Origin of the sequence: Actinomadura logoneensis, from assembly GCF_003428695.1 — a bacterium.
Lineage (GTDB): Bacteria > Actinomycetota > Actinomycetes > Streptosporangiales > Streptosporangiaceae > Spirillospora > Spirillospora logoneensis.
Genome location: NZ_QURH01000174.1, coordinates 1 through 15,695 on the forward strand (window position 1 = coordinate 1; position 15,695 = coordinate 15,695).

Annotated in this window: 16 protein-coding genes; 6 read left to right on the forward strand and 10 right to left on the reverse strand. The window is 73.3% G+C overall.

Annotated elements, in window-relative coordinates:
* The 3 genes from DZF91_RS08940 to DZF91_RS08950 all read right to left on the reverse strand — a co-directional run.
* A partial coding sequence (locus DZF91_RS08940) for a serine/threonine-protein kinase (RefSeq protein WP_147341066.1) occupies positions 1-832 on the reverse strand: 832 nt, incomplete at its 3' end.
* Positions 833-1,362: 530 nt separating this feature from the next.
* A complete protein-coding gene (locus DZF91_RS08945; protein WP_117357003.1) occupies positions 1,363-3,003 on the reverse strand; it encodes a fumarate hydratase in 1,641 nt (546 codons plus the stop codon).
* A gap of 188 nt (positions 3,004-3,191) precedes the next feature.
* Positions 3,192-4,307 carry a DMT family transporter gene (locus DZF91_RS08950; RefSeq protein ID WP_199486511.1) on the reverse strand — a complete coding sequence of 372 codons (1,116 nt, stop codon included), beginning with the start codon at positions 4,305-4,307 and terminating at the stop codon, positions 3,192-3,194.
* A gap of 71 nt (positions 4,308-4,378) precedes the next feature.
* Here DZF91_RS08950 and DZF91_RS08960 point away from each other — a divergent pair, with 71 nt between their 5' ends.
* Together DZF91_RS08960 and DZF91_RS08965 are read left to right on the forward strand one after the other, a co-directional pair.
* A complete protein-coding gene (locus tag DZF91_RS08960; protein WP_235834179.1) occupies positions 4,379-6,193 on the forward strand; it encodes an aminotransferase-like domain-containing protein in 1,815 nt (604 codons plus the stop codon).
* Positions 6,194-6,441: 248 nt separating this feature from the next.
* Positions 6,442-6,672 carry a hypothetical protein gene (locus DZF91_RS08965; RefSeq protein WP_117357004.1) on the forward strand — a complete coding sequence of 77 codons (231 nt, stop codon included), beginning with the start codon at positions 6,442-6,444 and terminating at the stop codon, positions 6,670-6,672.
* A 133-nt stretch (positions 6,673-6,805) separates the two neighbouring features.
* Here DZF91_RS08965 and DZF91_RS08970 read toward each other — a convergent pair whose 3' ends face one another.
* A complete protein-coding gene (locus DZF91_RS08970; RefSeq protein WP_117357005.1) occupies positions 6,806-8,056 on the reverse strand; it encodes an MFS transporter in 1,251 nt (416 codons plus the stop codon).
* A gap of 192 nt (positions 8,057-8,248) precedes the next feature.
* On the opposite strand from DZF91_RS08970, the gene DZF91_RS08975 reads away from it, so the two are divergent.
* Positions 8,249-8,845: a DUF1707 SHOCT-like domain-containing protein gene (locus tag DZF91_RS08975; protein ID WP_117357006.1), complete on the forward strand. Its 597-nt coding sequence runs from the start codon at positions 8,249-8,251 to the stop codon at positions 8,843-8,845.
* Between the two features lie 36 nt (positions 8,846-8,881).
* On the opposite strand, the gene DZF91_RS08980 is transcribed toward DZF91_RS08975, so the two are convergent.
* The 5 genes from DZF91_RS08980 to DZF91_RS09000 form a co-directional block, all read right to left on the reverse strand.
* Positions 8,882-10,231, reverse strand: coding sequence for an SMI1/KNR4 family protein (locus DZF91_RS08980; protein ID WP_117357015.1), 1,350 nt, complete (start codon positions 10,229-10,231; stop codon positions 8,882-8,884).
* Positions 10,232-10,277: 46 nt separating this feature from the next.
* Entirely contained in the window at positions 10,278-10,955 is a 678-nt protein-coding gene (locus tag DZF91_RS39615) for a TetR family transcriptional regulator (protein ID WP_158587887.1), read from the reverse strand.
* Positions 10,956-11,077: 122 nt separating this feature from the next.
* A complete protein-coding gene (locus DZF91_RS08990; protein WP_199486512.1) occupies positions 11,078-11,605 on the reverse strand; it encodes a hypothetical protein in 528 nt (175 codons plus the stop codon).
* 95 nt (positions 11,606-11,700) lie between these two features.
* The gene (locus tag DZF91_RS08995) at positions 11,701-12,240 is read right to left on the reverse strand and encodes a TetR/AcrR family transcriptional regulator (protein ID WP_117357007.1); all 540 of its coding nucleotides are present in this window, start codon (positions 12,238-12,240) and stop codon (positions 11,701-11,703) included.
* On the reverse strand, positions 12,233-12,655 hold the full coding sequence (locus DZF91_RS09000; protein WP_117357008.1) for a DUF4260 family protein: 423 nt from the start codon (positions 12,653-12,655) through the stop codon (positions 12,233-12,235). Before DZF91_RS09000 ends, DZF91_RS08995 begins: the two co-directional genes overlap by 8 nt.
* Positions 12,656-12,885: 230 nt before the next feature.
* On the opposite strand from DZF91_RS09000, the gene DZF91_RS09005 reads away from it, so the two are divergent.
* Positions 12,886-13,146, forward strand: a complete 261-nt coding sequence (locus DZF91_RS09005; protein WP_117357009.1) for a hypothetical protein — start codon at positions 12,886-12,888, stop codon at positions 13,144-13,146.
* 169 nt (positions 13,147-13,315) lie between these two features.
* Complete coding sequence (locus DZF91_RS09010; RefSeq protein ID WP_117357010.1) at positions 13,316-13,609, forward strand: hypothetical protein; 294 nt, start codon at positions 13,316-13,318, stop codon at positions 13,607-13,609.
* A gap of 142 nt (positions 13,610-13,751) precedes the next feature.
* On the opposite strand, the gene glpX is transcribed toward DZF91_RS09010, so the two are convergent.
* Positions 13,752-14,786, reverse strand: coding sequence for a class II fructose-bisphosphatase (glpX, locus tag DZF91_RS09015; protein ID WP_117357011.1), 1,035 nt, complete (start codon positions 14,784-14,786; stop codon positions 13,752-13,754).
* Between the two features lie 155 nt (positions 14,787-14,941).
* Here glpX and DZF91_RS09020 point away from each other — a divergent pair, with 155 nt between their 5' ends.
* Complete coding sequence (locus DZF91_RS09020) at positions 14,942-15,568, forward strand: TetR/AcrR family transcriptional regulator (protein ID WP_117357012.1); 627 nt, start codon at positions 14,942-14,944, stop codon at positions 15,566-15,568.
* Positions 15,569-15,695 lie beyond the last annotated feature (127 nt).

Sequence of the window (15,695 nt, forward strand, 5' to 3'; positions counted from 1 at the left end):
GGCGGGCCGAGCGCGGCCCGTTGAGGGCGCGGTCCAGCCGGTCGGCGGCGCGGGCGTGGGTGAGCCTGCGCGTCGGGTTCTTCACGAGCAGGCCGTCGATCACCGGCGCCAGCGGCCCGGCGCGCAGCGGCGGCGGCGCGGGCTCGTTCGCGAGCGCGCTGAGCGTCGCCATCACGTTCTCGCGCTCGAACGGCGGCTTGCCCTCGACCGCCGCGTACAGCGTCGCGCCGAGGGACCACAGGTCGGAGCGGGGCGTGGCCTTCTCCCCGGCGGCCACCTCGGGGGCGACGTAGGCGGGGGACCCCATGAAGTGACCGGTCTTGGTGAGCTTCACCGAACCCGACGAGAACGCCAGGCCGAAGTCGGTCAGCACCACCCGGTCGCCGTCCAGCAGCACGTTGGACGGCTTGAGGTCGCGGTGCACGATGCCCGACCGGTGCGCCTCGTCGAGCGCGGTGAGGAGCTGGCGCCCGATGTGCGCCACGCGCTCGGGCGGGAGCGGCCCGTCGCGCTCGATCAGGTCCTCCAGGCTGGGGGACTCGATCAGCTCCATCACGATCCACGGGCGGCCCTGCTCGATGACCACGTCGTAGACCTCGACGATCGACGTCGAGCGCAACTGCGCCGGGGCGCGCGCCTCGCGCAGCGTCCGCCGGTAGAACACCACCCGGTCGTCCTCGGAGAGGTCCGCGGGCAGCCGCAGCTCCTTGATCGCCACCGCGCGATCGAGGAGGTCGTCGTGGCCTCTCCAGACGGTTCCGTTGGCGCCTTGACCGATTTCCGAGACCAGCCGGTAGCGCGTCGCCAGCACGAGGCGCTCTGACTGAGACATGGCGGAAAAGATACCGGAGTGACCAGGTTCCGAGCGGCCACACCTCAGCACCAACTTGGATTTTCCGCCGAATGTATCCGGTCCGTCACCTTAGACCCGTCCCGTCCCAGCGCGTCCCGAGATCACCCCCGCGGAAACCCCCAGACCGCCGCGAAACAACCCCCACTCAGCCCCCGAAAACCCCTCCACCCCCACCCGCCCCGGCGAGTCGCCGCCGGCACGGAGAACAGGCCAAGAACAAACCCGAGAAATCAGGCAGCCCCGCGTAGAGAGGACCAGTCAGCTAGCGCGAGCGAGCCGCCACCCGCGCGAGGGCCAACGCCGAAGGCGGGCCCTCAGGGGGACGGTCTCCGGAGGGGGAGCGCTCAGCCCGCCGAGCGCGTTACCGACCGCGCGAGGGGCGACGCCGGAGGCGAGCCCCTCGCGCGGTCGATCGCGAAGCGATGCCGCGCTCGCCCGACCGCGCTCGCCCGAGTCTCCGGGCCGAGGGCGAGCCGCCAGGCGAGCCCTCGGAGCCGGGGGCTCAAATATCAACGCCGCCCGATGGTGAGGACGGGGCCGGTGGTGTCGGCGAAGAAGTCCTCGCCCTTGTCGTCCACGACGATGAAGGCCGGGAAGTCCTCGACCTCGATCTTCCAGACGGCCTCCATGCCGAGTTCCGGGTACTCCAGGACCTCGACCTTCTTGATGCAGTCCTGGGCGAGGCGGGCGGCGGGGCCGCCGATGGAGCCGAGGTAGAAGCCGCCGTGCGCGGCGCAGGCGTCGGTGACCTGCTGGGACCGGTTGCCCTTGGCGAGCATGACGAGGGAGCCGCCCGCGGCCTGGAACTGCTCGACGTAGGAGTCCATGCGGCCCGCGGTGGTGGGGCCGAACGAGCCGGACGCGTAGCCCTCGGGGGTCTTGGCGGGGCCCGCGTAGTAGACGGCGTGGTCGCGCAGGTACTGCGGCATCGGCTCGCCGGCGTCCAGCCGCTCCTTGATCTTGGCGTGCGCGATGTCGCGGGCCACGACGAGCGGGCCGGTGAGCGACAGCCGTGTCTTGACGGGGTACTTGGTCAGCTCGGCGCGGATCTCGTCCATCGGACGGTTCAGGTCGATCCGGACGACGTCGTCCGACAGGTGCTCGTCGGTGGTCTCCGGAAGGTAGCGGGCCGGGTCGGTCTCCAGCTTCTCCAGGAACACGCCCTCCGCGGTGATCTTGCCGAGGGCCTGCCGGTCGGCGCTGCACGACACGGCGATCGCGACCGGGCAGGACGCGCCGTGCCGCGGCAGCCTGATGACGCGGACGTCGTGGCAGAAGTACTTGCCGCCGAACTGCGCGCCGATGCCGAGCTTCTGGGTCAGCTCGAACACCTGCTGCTCCAGCTCGACGTCCCGGAAGCCGTGGCCGAGCGGCGAACCCTCGGTGGGCATGGCGTCCAGGTAGTGCGCGGACGCGTACTTGGCGGTCTTCAGGGCGTACTCGGCGGACGTGCCGCCCACGACGATCGCCAGGTGGTACGGCGGGCACGCGGCGGTGCCGAGCGAGCGGATCTTCTCCTCCAGGAAGGACATCATCCGCTTGGGGTTCAGGACGGCCTTGGTCTCCTGGAACAGGAACGACTTGTTGGCGCTGCCGCCGCCCTTGGCCATGAACAGGAACTTGTAGGCGTCGCCGTCCGTCGCGTACAGCTCGATCTGCGCGGGGAGGTTGTTGCCGGTGTTCTTCTCGTCCCACATGGTGACCGGCGCCATCTGCGAGTAGCGCAGGTTCAGCTTGGTGTAGGCGTCGTACACGCCGCGGGAGATGGCCTCCTCGTCCCGTCCGGACGTCAGGACGTGCTGGCCGCGCTTGCCCATCACGATCGCGGTGCCGGTGTCCTGGCACATGGGCAGGACGCCGCCGGACGCGATGCCCGCGTTCTTCAGCAGGTCCAGCGCTACGAACCGGTCGTTGGGGGAGGCCTCCGGGTCATCGAGGATCTTGCGGAGCTGCGCCAGGTGCGCGGGCCGCAGCAGGTGCGCGATGTCGCGCATGGCGGTCTCGGTGAGCAGCCGCAGAGCCTCCGGCTCGACCTGGAGGAACGTCCGGCCGCCGGCCTCGAACGTCGAGACGCCGTCCGTGGTCAGCAGCCGGTACTCGGTCTCGTCCGGACCGGTCGGCAGCAGGTCGGTGTAGGAGAACTCAGGCATCGAAGATCCTCAGGAGGTATCCGGATGGGGGCCGCCCTACAGGGTACGACCTGTTCGCCCGAGCCCCAGGCCCGGAGTGCCGCCGCCGCTCGCCCTCCGAGGCCTCTCGGCCTACGCGCCGCAGCCGATCGCTGTCCCAGGCCCTCGGCCTACGCTCCGCAGCCGCCCGCCGTGCCGGGCTGCTCGGGCTATGCGCCGCAGCCGGTCGCCTCCCGCAGGGGCTCGCTCTGCGGGACGGCCTGCTTCTCCGGCGCCTTTCCCTCTCGCGCGGCGACCGCCGTCGGCACGAGGTCCCGCGCTGCTCCGCCTTCACCGCCGCGAGCCCGCCGGGTCCGCGCCCATCCCGGCAGGCGCGGCGCGGTGGACCGCAGGCCGAGGACGACCCCGGCCGCCACCAGCGCGGCTCCGGTCACCTCGGCCGGGCCGGGCGTCGCGATGCCGAGCATCATCGTCGTCAGCACGGCGCTCACGGGGATCATCCCGGCGAACAGGCCCGCCCGGTCGGCCCCCATGCGGCTCAGCGCGTCGTACCAGAGCAGGAAGGCGGCGCAGGTCACGACCACCGTGAGGTAGAGCAAGCCGGAGAACTCGGCGAGGGTGGGCACGCGCAGGACGTGCCGTCCGTCCGTGACCAGCCCGGTGACCAGCAGCATCGGGCAGGCGAGCGCCGCCGACCACGCGGACGTCCGGATCGCTCCCAGCCGGGGCAGGACGGGCACGGCGAGCAGCGAGAAGCAGATCTCCCCGCCGAGCGCCCCCAGGGACAGCAGCAGCCCCCGGACCGTCCCGCCGCCGAGCCCGTTCGCCAGCCCGGCCCCCGCCGTCACGACGCACGCGGCGAGCACGGTCATCAGGCTCGGCCGCTTCCCGGACAGCAGCGGCCCGAGCAGCGCCAGCACGATCGGGACGGTCGCGACCACCGTCCCGATGGTCGCGGGGCTGGTGTCCTCGGTGGCGTAGACGATGCACACGTTGAACGCCGCCAGCCCGGTCGCGGCGAGCGCCACCAGGAAGAGGAGGTCGCGCGGCGTGGGCCGGACGGACGTCCGCGCCCGCCCGACACCGGGACGCGGGTCGTCCTCCCCGCGGACGTCGCGGGCGTCGTGGCCGGACCGCCGGGAGGCGCGGCGGTCGCGCAGGCCGGCGACGCCGAACAGGATCGCCGCCGCGCCCGCGTACCGGACGGCCTGCCCGCCGAAGACGGGGTAGTCCGCGATCGTGGCGGACACGGCGGTGAGCGACCCGACGAAGGACATCGCGATCGCGGCGCGCGCGATGTCGCCGGTGTTGGCCGGAGTGTTCATGGCATGGAACGCTAGGAGCGCATTGGTCCTCGAAACAGGACCAATCCGGCAGTCATTCAGAGGACCAACCCGTGACGGACCTGCATCTCAGCCTCGACCGCTCGGCCGGGCACCTGGCGGCGCAGCTTGCGGCGGAGTGCCGGAACGCGATCCGGACCGGACGGCTCGTCGCGGGCACGCGCCTGCCGTCCAGCCGTGACCTCGCCCGTGACCTGGGCGTTTCTCGCGGGGTGGTCGTCACCGCGTACGAGCAGCTGGTCGCGGAGGGCTTCCTCGTGGCGCGCCGGGGCGACGGAACACGCGTCGCCCCCCACGCGCTCCCGGTCTCCGGCCTCGCGCCCGGCGTGCCCGCCCCACGCTTCGCGCCGGGCGCGCCCGCCCACGGCCTCACGCTGGGCGTACCCGCCCCCGGCCTCACGCGGGGCGTGCCCGCTCCAGGCCTCGCGCCGGGCGTGCACGGCCCAGGTCCCGAGTTGGACGACGCGTTGTCAGGCGAGCGGGGGGCGGCCGGGCAGGCCGTCCCGCCGAGAGCCGTCGATCGCGAGGACCGAACCGAACCTCTCGGCGCGGCCCCCTGGCCCGCGACCCCCGACGCCGACAGCCTCGCGCCCGCCGCACGCCCGACTGCGCTCACGCGCCCCGGCGAGCCGGAGCGTCGAGTACAGGCCGGAACCAGCCGCAGCCAGAACCAGGCCGCGAACCGCGCCGCGACCCTCGCCCCGACCGGGCGACGGCCCCACACATCGGCCGCCGCCCCCCTCCGCCCCAGCGGTCGGCAGCGGACGCCTCCGCCGCCCGTGCGGTTCGATCTGACGCCCGGCCGCCCCGACCTGTCGGCGTTTCCGCGTTCGCGCTGGTTGGCGGCCTATCGGGCGGCGCTGCAGGCCGTCCCGCACCACGCCCTGACGTATCCCGATCCGGGCGGTGTCGCGGAGCTGCGGGCCGAGCTCGCGGCGTACCTCGGACGGGTCCGGGCGGCGCACGCGGAGGCCGGGCAGGTCGTGATCATGAACGGGGTCGCGCTCGGGCTGTCCTCGGCCGTCCGGTCGCTGGTCGCCTCCGGCCGGACGACCCTCGCGGTGGAGGATCCGACCAGCGACCGCCAGCTCCCGATGCTCGCCGCGACCGGCGCCCGGATCGTCCGGGTGCCGGTGGACGACGGCGGCCTGGACGTCGCGGCGCTGGCCCGCACCGGCGCGTCCGCCGTCCTGGTCACCCCCGCGCACCAGTACCCGACCGGCGTCGTGCTGGCCTGCGAGCGCCGCGCGGCCCTGGTGGACTGGGCCCGCGCCACCGGCGCGCTGATCATCGAGGACGACTACGACGCCGAGTTCCGGTACGACTGCGAGCCGGTCGGCTGCCTGCAGGGGATCGCGCCCGGGCGGACCGTCCTGCTGGGCTCGGTCAGCAAGGCGCTCGCCCCCGGGATGCGGCTCGGGTGGGCGGTCGCGCCCCCGTGGATGGCCGCCGACCTGCGCGGACACCGGGAGCTGAGCGACCTCGGCGGACCCGTCCTGGACCAGCACGCCTTCGCGCGGCTGCTGGCGGACGGGGCGTACGACCGGCACCTCAGGGCGATGCGCCGCCGCTACCGGGGGAGGCGGGACGCGCTCGTCGAGGCCCTCGCCGCGCACGTCCCGGACGCCGTCGTCCGGGGGATCTCCGCGGGCGTCCACCTGTATCTGGAGCTGCCTCCGGGGACGTCCGAGACCGCCGTGGTCGAGGTGGCCGCCGAGTCAGGGGTGCGTGTCTGCGGCGCGAGGGGGATGTGGAACCGGGAACAGGGCCGTCCCGCGCTCGTCCTCGGCTACGCGGCGCTCACCGAGTGCGGCCTGCGCGAGGCCGCTCGGATCCTGGCCGCCGCCATCACCCGCGCCCGCTCCTGATCGCACCCGGCCTGCGGGCCGAAAACGCGCACCAGAACGGCACGAGAATGGGTCCGGAATTCGTTTCGGACGCGGTGCCGCCGGGATTCGGAACGCCGCGGCAAGCCGGACGACACCGGTCGAAAGCCGAGGTAGGCGATCTTGTAGGGATACGGCGGGTGATCCCGGACGGGTGTGATCCTGCTGGCAGGACGGTTATGGACCGGGTGCGCGGGTAGTAACGGGGTTCCCTTCACGAGGAGGTTCGGATGTCTCTGGACGAGGCCGCGCGGCAGCTGAAAATGGCCGTCCACGACGCACAGGTGTCGTTCGACCTGATCGGCCTCGGCGACCTCGACCGCGCGCAGGAGAACGCGGTCACCGCCCGCGCCGCGATCGACGCCACGATCACCGCCCTCGAACGCGCCACGATGGACATGTCCGCGGACGAAGCCCGCCTGGAGGGCGAGAAGGCGGTCATGGCCGTCAGCGAGGACTGACCACCCCGGCGGCGTCCGCCGCGCACAGAGCGGGGATTGCGCGCGGCGGACGCGGGCCGGACAAGAGTCGGTCCCGACTGCCCGGAAAGGCCCGACAGAGGACTCCCGACCGGGAACTCCCGGCCGGGAAGGTTCAGGCGACCGGGCGCTCGGCCGCCACGGGCGCGGGCGTGCCGGGGCGCTCGGCCGGCTGGAAGCCCCGGGCCAGCGCGATGGTCACGAGCGTCAGCACCGCCGGGACGGCGTAGCTGGCCTGGTAGCTCGACATCGGCTGGACGATCAGGACGATCAGCGCGCCGACCACGAACCCGACGTAGTTGAAGATGTTGACGCGCGCGACCGCGATGCCGAGTCCGCTGCCGTCCACCTTGCCCGCCGCCGAGAACGAGATCGGGGCGACCACGCACAGGCCGAGCCCGGTGACGGCGAAACCGGCGATGGCCATCGGGGCGTTCTGCGCGACGAGCACCAGGACGAGGCCGAGCGCGCCCACGAGCGTGCCCGTCCGGACGACCCGGGTCGCGCCGAACCGGCGGACGCCGAAGTCGGCGACGGAGCGGCTGGCGACCATCATCACCTGGTAGGCGGCGAGGCCGAGCGGCGCGACGGACTTGTCGTGCAGGTCCTTGTCGAAGAACAGGGTGCCGAAGTTCGACAGCATCGAGTCGGCGATGTAGAAGCAGGCCATCGCGATCCCGATGACCAGCACGGGCCGCCACGGCACCTGCTTGGCGGCCGACCTCACGGCGTCCGCGGCGACGCCGACCGCCTCGTCCGCCCGGCGGTACAGGCGCGTGCCGGTCGCGGCGGACACCGCGACGCCGAGCACGGCCGGGATCGCGAACCCCACCGCGAGCGACTTGGTCAGCGAGTCCGGGAAGACGTACTGGTTGGCCGCCCACGCCCACACGGCGCCGAGGCCGGCCGCCGCGCTCCACAGGGCGTGGAAGCCGGTGAGGATGCTGACGCCGTACGCGCGCTCGGCCCGGACGGCCTGGGCGTTCATCGACGCGTCCACCGCGCCGACGGCCAGACCGAAGAACCCGATCAGGAGGTAGAGCGGCAGGTTGGCGTCGCCGGTGAGGCCGACGGCGAGGACGGACAGGCAGACCAGCGGCTGCGAGATCCGCAGCACCGGTCCGCTGCCGAACCGGCCCATCAGCGGCGCGGCGACCGCGCTGCCCACCCCGGCGATGATCGGGACGCACAGCACCAGGATGTTGATCTGGTCGTCGGTCATGTGGTGCGCGTCGCGCAGCTGGTTGACCCGTCCCACCAGGGTGGCGAAGCACAGGCCCTGGACGGCGAACGCGGCGTACGCGGCGAGCCGGGCCCGCCGGTCCCGGCCGCTGACGGCTCCCGCCGCGGCGGCTTCCGTTGACATCTCCGCCCCTTCCCAACCGCGCGAACCGGCCGGCCGAAAAACATGAAAGAATTTCAGATGAGGGTAGAGAGCGCGACGCTAGCGGGTCAACGCTCGCGAACATAGCGAAAAGGTTGCTCTTCGGCCACAGCCCGCCGAACCGCTCCGCGCGGGGGAGGCGGCACGGCGGCGGGCGCCGGATACGCTGGCGGCGTGGACAGCAGCCGACCGCCGCGCGTGCGCGACCTCCGCGCGTCCGACGCCGACCGCGAGCGCGTGGCCGCGGTCCTCGGCGAGGCGCTCGCCGACGGGCGGATCACGTTGGAGGAGCACGCCGAGCGCACCGCCGCCGCCTACGCCGCCCGCACCCTGGGGGAGCTGACCGGCCTCACCACCGACCTGGCCCCCGAGGAGTCGCAGCCGATCCTGGTGGACGACCGCCCCGTCTCGGTGGTCTTCGGCCGGACGCGCCGCGAGGGCCGCTGGGTGGTCCCGGTGCGGCTGCCGCTGGTCGCGCTCTTCGGCACGGTCGAGCTCGACCTGCGCGAGGCGGTGCTCCAGCGCCGCCACATCGTCCTCGACTCGCTGCTGGTCGCCGGGCGCGTCCGGCTGCTCGTCCCGGACGGCGTGCACGTGACGGTCACCGGCCGCTCCGCGCTCACCGCCCGCGACCTGCGCACCCGCCCCGAGCAGGACGGCCCGACCGTGGAGGTCGGCGGCACGCTGATCTTCGGCTCGATCTCCGCGCGAGCCCCGAAGCGCACCCTCCGCGACCGGGCCCGAGCCCGCCTCCCACGCCGCCGCCCCTGAGCGCGCTCTTCCCGCCCGCGCTCTTCCTGCCCGCGGCTACAGCACGCCTTCGAGGACGGTCTCGGTGATCTGGGGCCGTTGGCGTTGGGCGAGCAGTTCGTTCGCGAGGGACTTCAGCTCCAGCGGATCGTGCTGGTAGCCCTCGAAGCCGGCCGCGAGAAGGGTCCGGGGGACGGCGTCCGCGTCGAGCAGGACGCGCCAGTCGTCCGGGGCGAGCGCGAGGTACTCCAGGTGCTCCAGCCGCTCGATCTCCAGCGGGTCGGCGAGCGTTCCCGCGTACGCGGTCAGCGTGCGCAGGCGGGGGCAGCCGAAGACCGGCGCGAGGCTCATAGGCTCGTCCTCCCAGACGCCGAGGTGCAGGACCTCCAGCTCCGGGTGGGCGGCGGCCTCGATGCTCGGCAGGCTCACGACGTTCACGTGCGCGACGGCCCGGGACGGCTCGCCGGACGGCCGCCACGCGCTCTCCCGGTCGTGGACGATCATGTCGGTGAGCGAGTCGGCGATGAGCTCGGCGCCGATGCCCTCCTCGTGGCTGAGCAGGACGACCTGCCCGAGGTGGCCCCGGGGGCCGGGCGTCAGGTCGAGGGCGTAGCGGTCGCCGCCGCCGTTGTCGCCGAACGCGATCCAGCCGGGTGAGCCGACCACGCCCTGCACGGCGTCGTCCGGACGCGTGACGACCGCCTCGCCCGCCGCGAACCGCCACGGTGCGGGCCGGGACGCCGCGTCCGCGATGTACAGCTCGTCGAGCGGGAAGAGTTCGCAGCGGACGGCCGCGGCGAACTCGCTCATCGCCGCGTAGTCGCCGTTCAGGTCGGCGGAAACGGCGCGGGTGACGCGGTACAGGGCCTTGAGCTCGGCGGGGAGCGCGACGCCGAGCCGGGTTTCGGCGGCGGCGATCTCCTCGTCCGTAGCGCCGATCGCGGCGGGAAGGCGCTCGCGAAGCGTCCGCTCCAGCAACTCCGCGTCGGCCGTCGGGGCGGGCACCGCCCCCGGGGACGGCTCGGGAAGGCGGCGCCACGGCTCCGGGACGGCTCCCTCCACGAACACGAGCTCGCCCGGCGAGGCGCTCCCGACGGCGTGGTCGGCGGCCGGACCGGTCTTGATGAGGTGGAGTGTGGTGCGTCCGTCCGGCTCGATGTCGGCGACGAACGAGACACCGTCGAGATCGCCGAGCGAGTCGCGGAGCAGTTCGACCGCGTCCCACTCCGCCTGCATGTCGCTGACCTGGGCCGCCCGGCCGGGGACGGGCGCCGGGCGCGGCACCGGCACGCTCCAGCTCCCCTGGCCGACGAACCCGGAGGCCCGGCCGCTCCCGTCGGCGCCCAGACCGTCGCGGACGAGCCGCAGCAGGGGTTCCCAGGTGGCGAAGTCTTCGAGCGCGGGCATGGGGCCTCCGGTGCCGATGATCACGTGGAGGGCCGATTGTGCCCGGTCAGCCCGACATTCCGGGCAGTTCCAGCTCCAGGCTGCCGGAGATCGCCGCGAACGCCCGCCCGACGCGGTCCAGCAGGTCGCCGAACGGGGCGTCGGAGAAGACCCAGCCGCGCGCGGCCACGCTCCACGCGGTCGTGGTGAGCTGCGCGAGGACCTGCGGCCGGAGGTCGTCGTCCGGCAGCTCGAGCCGGCCGCCGAGCAGTCCCGTGAGCTCCTGCTCGACGCCGTGCCGGTGGCTCGCCGCGTACGCCAGCAGGGACGGCGCGGTCACCACGAGCCGCCGCGTCGCCCTGTACCGCCCACCCCACTCCGGCCCGAGACCGGTCACGACCTGGACCAGGACGGCCTGGAGGGCGTCGACCGCGCGTCCTGAGGGGAGGTCGCGTCGTTCGGGGAGGTCGCCGGGGGTGCGGACGGCCGTCAGGAAGGCCGTCCACAGCTCCTCCTCGGCCTCGACCGCCGCCGCCTCCTTGGCGGGGAAGGTCCGGAAGAACGTGCTCTTGGAGACCTCGACGGCGTCCACGAGCTCTTCGAGCGTGACCGCGTCGAAGCCGCGCTCGGTGAACATCCGCAGCGCCGTCTCGGCGAGCGCCCGCCGCGTCCGCAGCTTCTTCCGCTCGCGCAGCGGCAGCGCCCGCATCGCGTCCTCGCCCGCCCGCGCCTTCGCAGAGGTCATGCGCCTCACCGTATACCGGCCGGTGGCGGGTGCTAAAAGGGACTGAGCCTCATTAGCGCCCCGGCTCTCGCCGACGGATCCGGCGTCGCGCCCGGCGGCGTGCCCTGCGGCGGGGGCGCGCGTCAGTGGCCTGCGAGCAGTTTGACGGCGACGACGGCGCCGCCGATCAGGAGGTCGAGGACGCCCGCCACCAGCGCGACGGCCGGACGGCCGCCCATCCGGCGCCCGCTCACGTATCCCCAGATGAAGAGGGACAGCACGTCCAGGGCGACGGCGGTCAGCAGGGCCGTCCGCGGTGCCATCAGGCCCATGGCAGAGACGCCGATGAGCAGCAGTGGGCTCACCGCCGAGAGGAGGAGGGGGCTGGTGATGTAGAGCGAGCGCAGGATCCCGCGCCGGTCGGGACGGGAGCCGTGGACGGTCATGTGCGCCTGGCCGTCCGAGACGAGCGTGGCGAGCCAGAGCCCGGCGGCGGTGCCGGTCACCGACAGCGCCGCCCCGGCCGGGCCGGTGTGGCCGCTGAGGGCGAGCCCGGCGGTGACCGCGATCATGGTGATGGTCGCGTAGATGCGTTCCTTGAGGCGCTCGGTCGCGACCTCGACGCGCAGCTCCGCCTCGGGGTCGGGGCTGGTCCGCTCCGGCTCGTCCACCCGGCGATCGTGGCATGTCCGCGCCGCTGACCTGCCGAGACACGACGGGGAGGGTCCGGCGGTGGCGCCCTGCCGCCCCTGCCGTCTCCGTCCGGTCAGTCGGCGAGGGCGGCTAGGCCGACCTGCCAGGCCCGGTCGAGATCGGCGCCCGGCGGGAACCGGCCGTCCATCTCCAGGGTGACCATGCCGTGCGCGAACGCCCAGACGGCGCGCGCACGGTGCTCGTCCGGGACGGTCCTGACCAGCGGGAGCGCGGCGCGCTGCTCCAGGCCGTCCGGGAGGAGGTGGCGGGGGAGCGGGCCCTCGGTCATCAGCCGGTACAGGTGCGGATGGGCCAGCGCGTATGCGCGGTAGGCCGCGCCGAGGGCGACAAGGGGCCGTTCCCCTTCGGGGGCGAGCGGCCGTTCCGCTTCGCGGGCGAGCGCGGCCTCCTGGACGTCGGCCATTTCCGCGAGGCCCTGCGCGATCAGCTCCGCCTCGACGGCCTGCTTGTCGGGGAAGTGCTTGTAGAGGGACGGCGCGCGGATGCCCAGCCGGTCGGCGATGCGGCGCATGGTCAGGGCGTCCGCGCCCTCGGTCTCCAGCAGTTCGCGGGCCGCGTCGACGATCTGCCGCGCGCGGGGACGGTCAGCCACGGCGCGATCCGTCCGTGGCGCGGAGCCCGTAGCCGAACGTCCGGTCCATGGCGATGTGGCCGAGCCAGCCGAGGAGTCCTGCGAAGAGGGCGGGGGCGTCCAGCGGCGAGACGCTGTAGGCGACGGCCAGTGCGAGCGGGACCGCCGTCCGGTGCGCGGCGTTGTAGAAGGGGACGGCGCGCGGACCGAGGCTCCCGTGACCGCCGTTCTTGGCGTCGATGGCCATCGCGAGGTCCGGCGCGACGAAGAAGGCGACGGTCGCGACCAGCGCCAACACGCCGTGGTTCCAGACCTCCACCCCGGCGAACGCGGCGTAGAAGAGCCAGAGCGCCGCCCATCCGACCCGCGCCGCCCACCAGAGCGGCGTCCGTCCCGCCGGCGCGAACCCGCTCGCCACCACACCCGGCTGAACCATCCCGGCCTCCTTGGCTAACACCGTTAGACAGACACTACGGCTAACGGCGTTAGCCGTCAAGTGGGCGACGTCTCCGGGACGGGGTGCGCGGCGGACGCCCGCCTCGGTGGAGGTGGCAGCGCCCCTGCGACCCCGCGACGAAGTGCTAACCGTCGCGTAAGGTAGCCGATCAATGACGTTGGGTAGTTGGGTGGACGTTGCCAACCTTCCCGACCCCGAGGAGTGTGGAGATGAACGTCCGTGCCATGGTCATCGCGGCGGCGTGCGCGCTGTCGGCGGGTGCCGTCGCCGTGCCCGCCCAGGCGGCGGCGCCGTGCGACTTCACCCAGGCGAACATGACCATCGAGCAGGCGGTCTCGAAGCTGGGCCGGCCGACGCAGCAGAGGTTCAGGAGCCATCCGCTCTACAACTCCTTCAAGCACCGGAAGCTGAGTACCCTCCCGGCCGGCGTCAGGGCGGACTTCCGGACCGCGTGCCAGAAGAGGAAGTGAGGCCGGCGGCCCCATGAGGGCCGCGCGGGGGGCGGACGCTGCCGGCGTCCGCCCCTCGGTCGTGTCGGGAGGCGTCGTGGCGGCACATCATTGTCACTGCCGGTAGTCGATCGGCGACCTTGGGTAGTGATGTGGACGCCATCTGTTCTTCCGAGATGAGGAGTTGGAGATGGACGTCCGTGCCGTGGTCCCCGCGACGGCCCTCGCACTGTCGCTGGGCGCCCTCGCCGCCGTACCCGCCCACGCCGCCGTACCCGCCCACGCCGCCGTGCCCGCCCACGCCGTCGCGTCGTGCGACCTGAACAGCATCAAGGAGCTCACCGTCGAGCAGGTCACCAACCGCATGCCCGCCGACCTCCGGGACGCGACCCGGCACGACCTGATCTACCCGCTGTTCAAGGACGGCCAGGTCAAGGACCTTCCCGCCTACTACCAGGACAAGCTCAGCGAGGCGTGCCGGTAGCCGGTAGCCGGTTCCGCCGCGGCGGCCGTCCGCGTCCGGGGCGTGGTGCGCACGCCACGCCCCATGCCCCACGCCCGCCATGCCCCACGCCTATGAGCCCGGCGCGCACGCGGCGCGCCGGGCTCACGGGAGCGGTGCCGGGTCAGACGGCGGAGTCGAAGTTGATCGCGCTGTAGGCGCGCAGCTTGCTGAGCTGGTGCTCGCTGTGGATGGTCCGGATCGTGCCGCTGCGGGACCGCATCACCAGCGAGTGGGTGCGCGCGCGGCCCTTGCCGTAGCGGACGCCGTCCACCAGCTCGCCGTCGGTGATGCCGGTGGCGGCGAAGAAGACGTCGTCGGACGAGACGAGGTCGTCGGTGGTCAGGACGCGGTCGAGGTCGTGCCCGGCGTCGATGGCCTTCTGCCGCTCCTCGTCGTCCTTCGGCCACAGCTTGCCCTGCAGGACGCCGCCCAGGGCCTTGATCGCGCAGGCCGCGATGATGCCCTCGGGGGTGCCGCCGATGCCGAGCAGCAGGTCCACGCCGGTGCCCTCGCGGGCGGCCATGATCGCGCCCGCGACGTCGCCGTCCAGGATGAACTTGATCCGCGCGCCGGTCTCCCGGATCTCCTTGACGATGCCCTCGTGCCGCGGGCGGTCCAGGATGACGACCGTCACGTCGTCCACCGAGGAGCCCTTGGCGCGCGCCACCGCGCGGATGTTGTCGGCGATGGGCCGCTCGATGTCCACCGCGTCGGCCGCCTCCGCGCCGGTGACCAGCTTCTCCATGTAGAACACGGCGGACGGGTCGTACATGGACCCGCGCGGCGCGACCGCGAGGACGGCGATCGCGTTGTTCATGCCGAGCGCCGTCAGCCGGGTTCCGTCCACCGGGTCCACCGCGACGTCGCATTCCGCGCCGGAGCCGTCCCCGACCTGCTCGCCGTTGTAGAGCATCGGGGCGTTGTCCTTCTCGCCCTCGCCGATCACGACCACGCCGCTCATGGACACGGTGTTGATCAGCTGCCGCATCGCGTTCACGGCCGCGCCGTCGGCGCCGTTCTTGTCGCCCCTGCCGACCCAGCGGGCGGCGGCCATCGCGGCGGCCTCGGTCACCCGCGCCAGCTCCAGAGCCAGGTTCCGGTCCGGAGCTTCGGGCTCGGTGGCGAGAGGGGAGGAGACGATGGTGTCGTCGGACATGGCGAGACGCCCTTTCGGTCGATGGCTCACCCGGATTCTCCGGGGGTCCCGCGCCGCGCTCCAAATTGGACCAGACCAGAGCGGACGGCGCCGGAGCGTGCGGACGCGTTGGTAGGGATCGTCTCCCGCGATCGTCCGGCGTAACCTCTAGGGTCATGAGCAGCGACATCGACACGACCCCGCCGCGCACCTCGGACCGGGGGGCGGCGACGCGCGGAGCCCTGCTGGCGGCGGCGCGGGACGTGTTCTGCGACGCGGGGTTCGCCCAGGCCGCGGTCACCGACATCGTCGCCAAGGCGGGGGCGAGCGTCGGCAGCCTCTACCACCACTTCAACGGCAAGGCCGACCTGTACCTCACGCTGTTCGAGGAGTTCCAGGGCCGGCAGCAGGAGCGCACCCGCAAGGCGATCAACGCGGTGCGGGAGGCGGGCGAGTCCGACCCGATGCGGCAGTTCATCGCGGGCGCGGGCGCCTACCTCGACGGCTGCATCGAGGAGCGCGACGTGTCCCGGCTGTTCATCTCCGGCGACGGCCCGCCCGGGTTCGACCGGGTGATGCGGCAGCGGCTCAACAAGTGGGCCCGCCGCAACGCCGCGCTGTTCCACACCGAGGGCGGCGGCGTGGACGAGGCGCTGGTCGTCGTCCTCACCGGGGCGATGGCGGGCGCGGTGTCGGAGGTCTCGCTGAGCGACGACGCCGACGGGTCGCGGCGGCTCGCCGACGACATCATGGCGATCGTCGGCACTATCCGGAACCCCCGTACCGAGCAGCGCCGACCGTAGGGGATCCTGGAGGGGTGAGCGACGAGAGCCCCGCCCCGACGACGACGTCCGAGCAGCCGCGCCCGTCCGGGCCCCGCCCCGAGGGCGACGCGGCCGACTCCGCACGCCCGGCGGGCGGCGCGGCCGG

Coding starts and splice junctions, on each gene's coding strand:
- DZF91_RS08950 (WP_199486511.1), bottom strand. CDS start 4,307: ATGAACACTCCGGCCAACACCGGCGACATCGCGCGCGCCGCGATCGCG.
- DZF91_RS08965 (WP_117357004.1), top strand. CDS start 6,442: ATGTCTCTGGACGAGGCCGCGCGGCAGCTGAAAATGGCCGTCCACGAC.
- DZF91_RS09005 (WP_117357009.1), top strand. CDS start 12,886: ATGAACGTCCGTGCCATGGTCATCGCGGCGGCGTGCGCGCTGTCGGCG.
- DZF91_RS08980 (WP_117357015.1), bottom strand. CDS start 10,231: ATGCCCGCGCTCGAAGACTTCGCCACCTGGGAACCCCTGCTGCGGCTC.
- DZF91_RS39615 (WP_158587887.1), bottom strand. CDS start 10,955: ATGACCTCTGCGAAGGCGCGGGCGGGCGAGGACGCGATGCGGGCGCTG.
- DZF91_RS08945 (WP_117357003.1), bottom strand. CDS start 3,003: ATGCCTGAGTTCTCCTACACCGACCTGCTGCCGACCGGTCCGGACGAG.
- DZF91_RS09000 (WP_117357008.1), bottom strand. CDS start 12,655: ATGGTTCAGCCGGGTGTGGTGGCGAGCGGGTTCGCGCCGGCGGGACGG.
- DZF91_RS08970 (WP_117357005.1), bottom strand. CDS start 8,056: ATGTCAACGGAAGCCGCCGCGGCGGGAGCCGTCAGCGGCCGGGACCGG.
- DZF91_RS09010 (WP_117357010.1), top strand. CDS start 13,316: ATGGACGTCCGTGCCGTGGTCCCCGCGACGGCCCTCGCACTGTCGCTG.
- glpX (WP_117357011.1), bottom strand. CDS start 14,786: ATGTCCGACGACACCATCGTCTCCTCCCCTCTCGCCACCGAGCCCGAA.
- DZF91_RS09020 (WP_117357012.1), top strand. CDS start 14,942: ATGAGCAGCGACATCGACACGACCCCGCCGCGCACCTCGGACCGGGGG.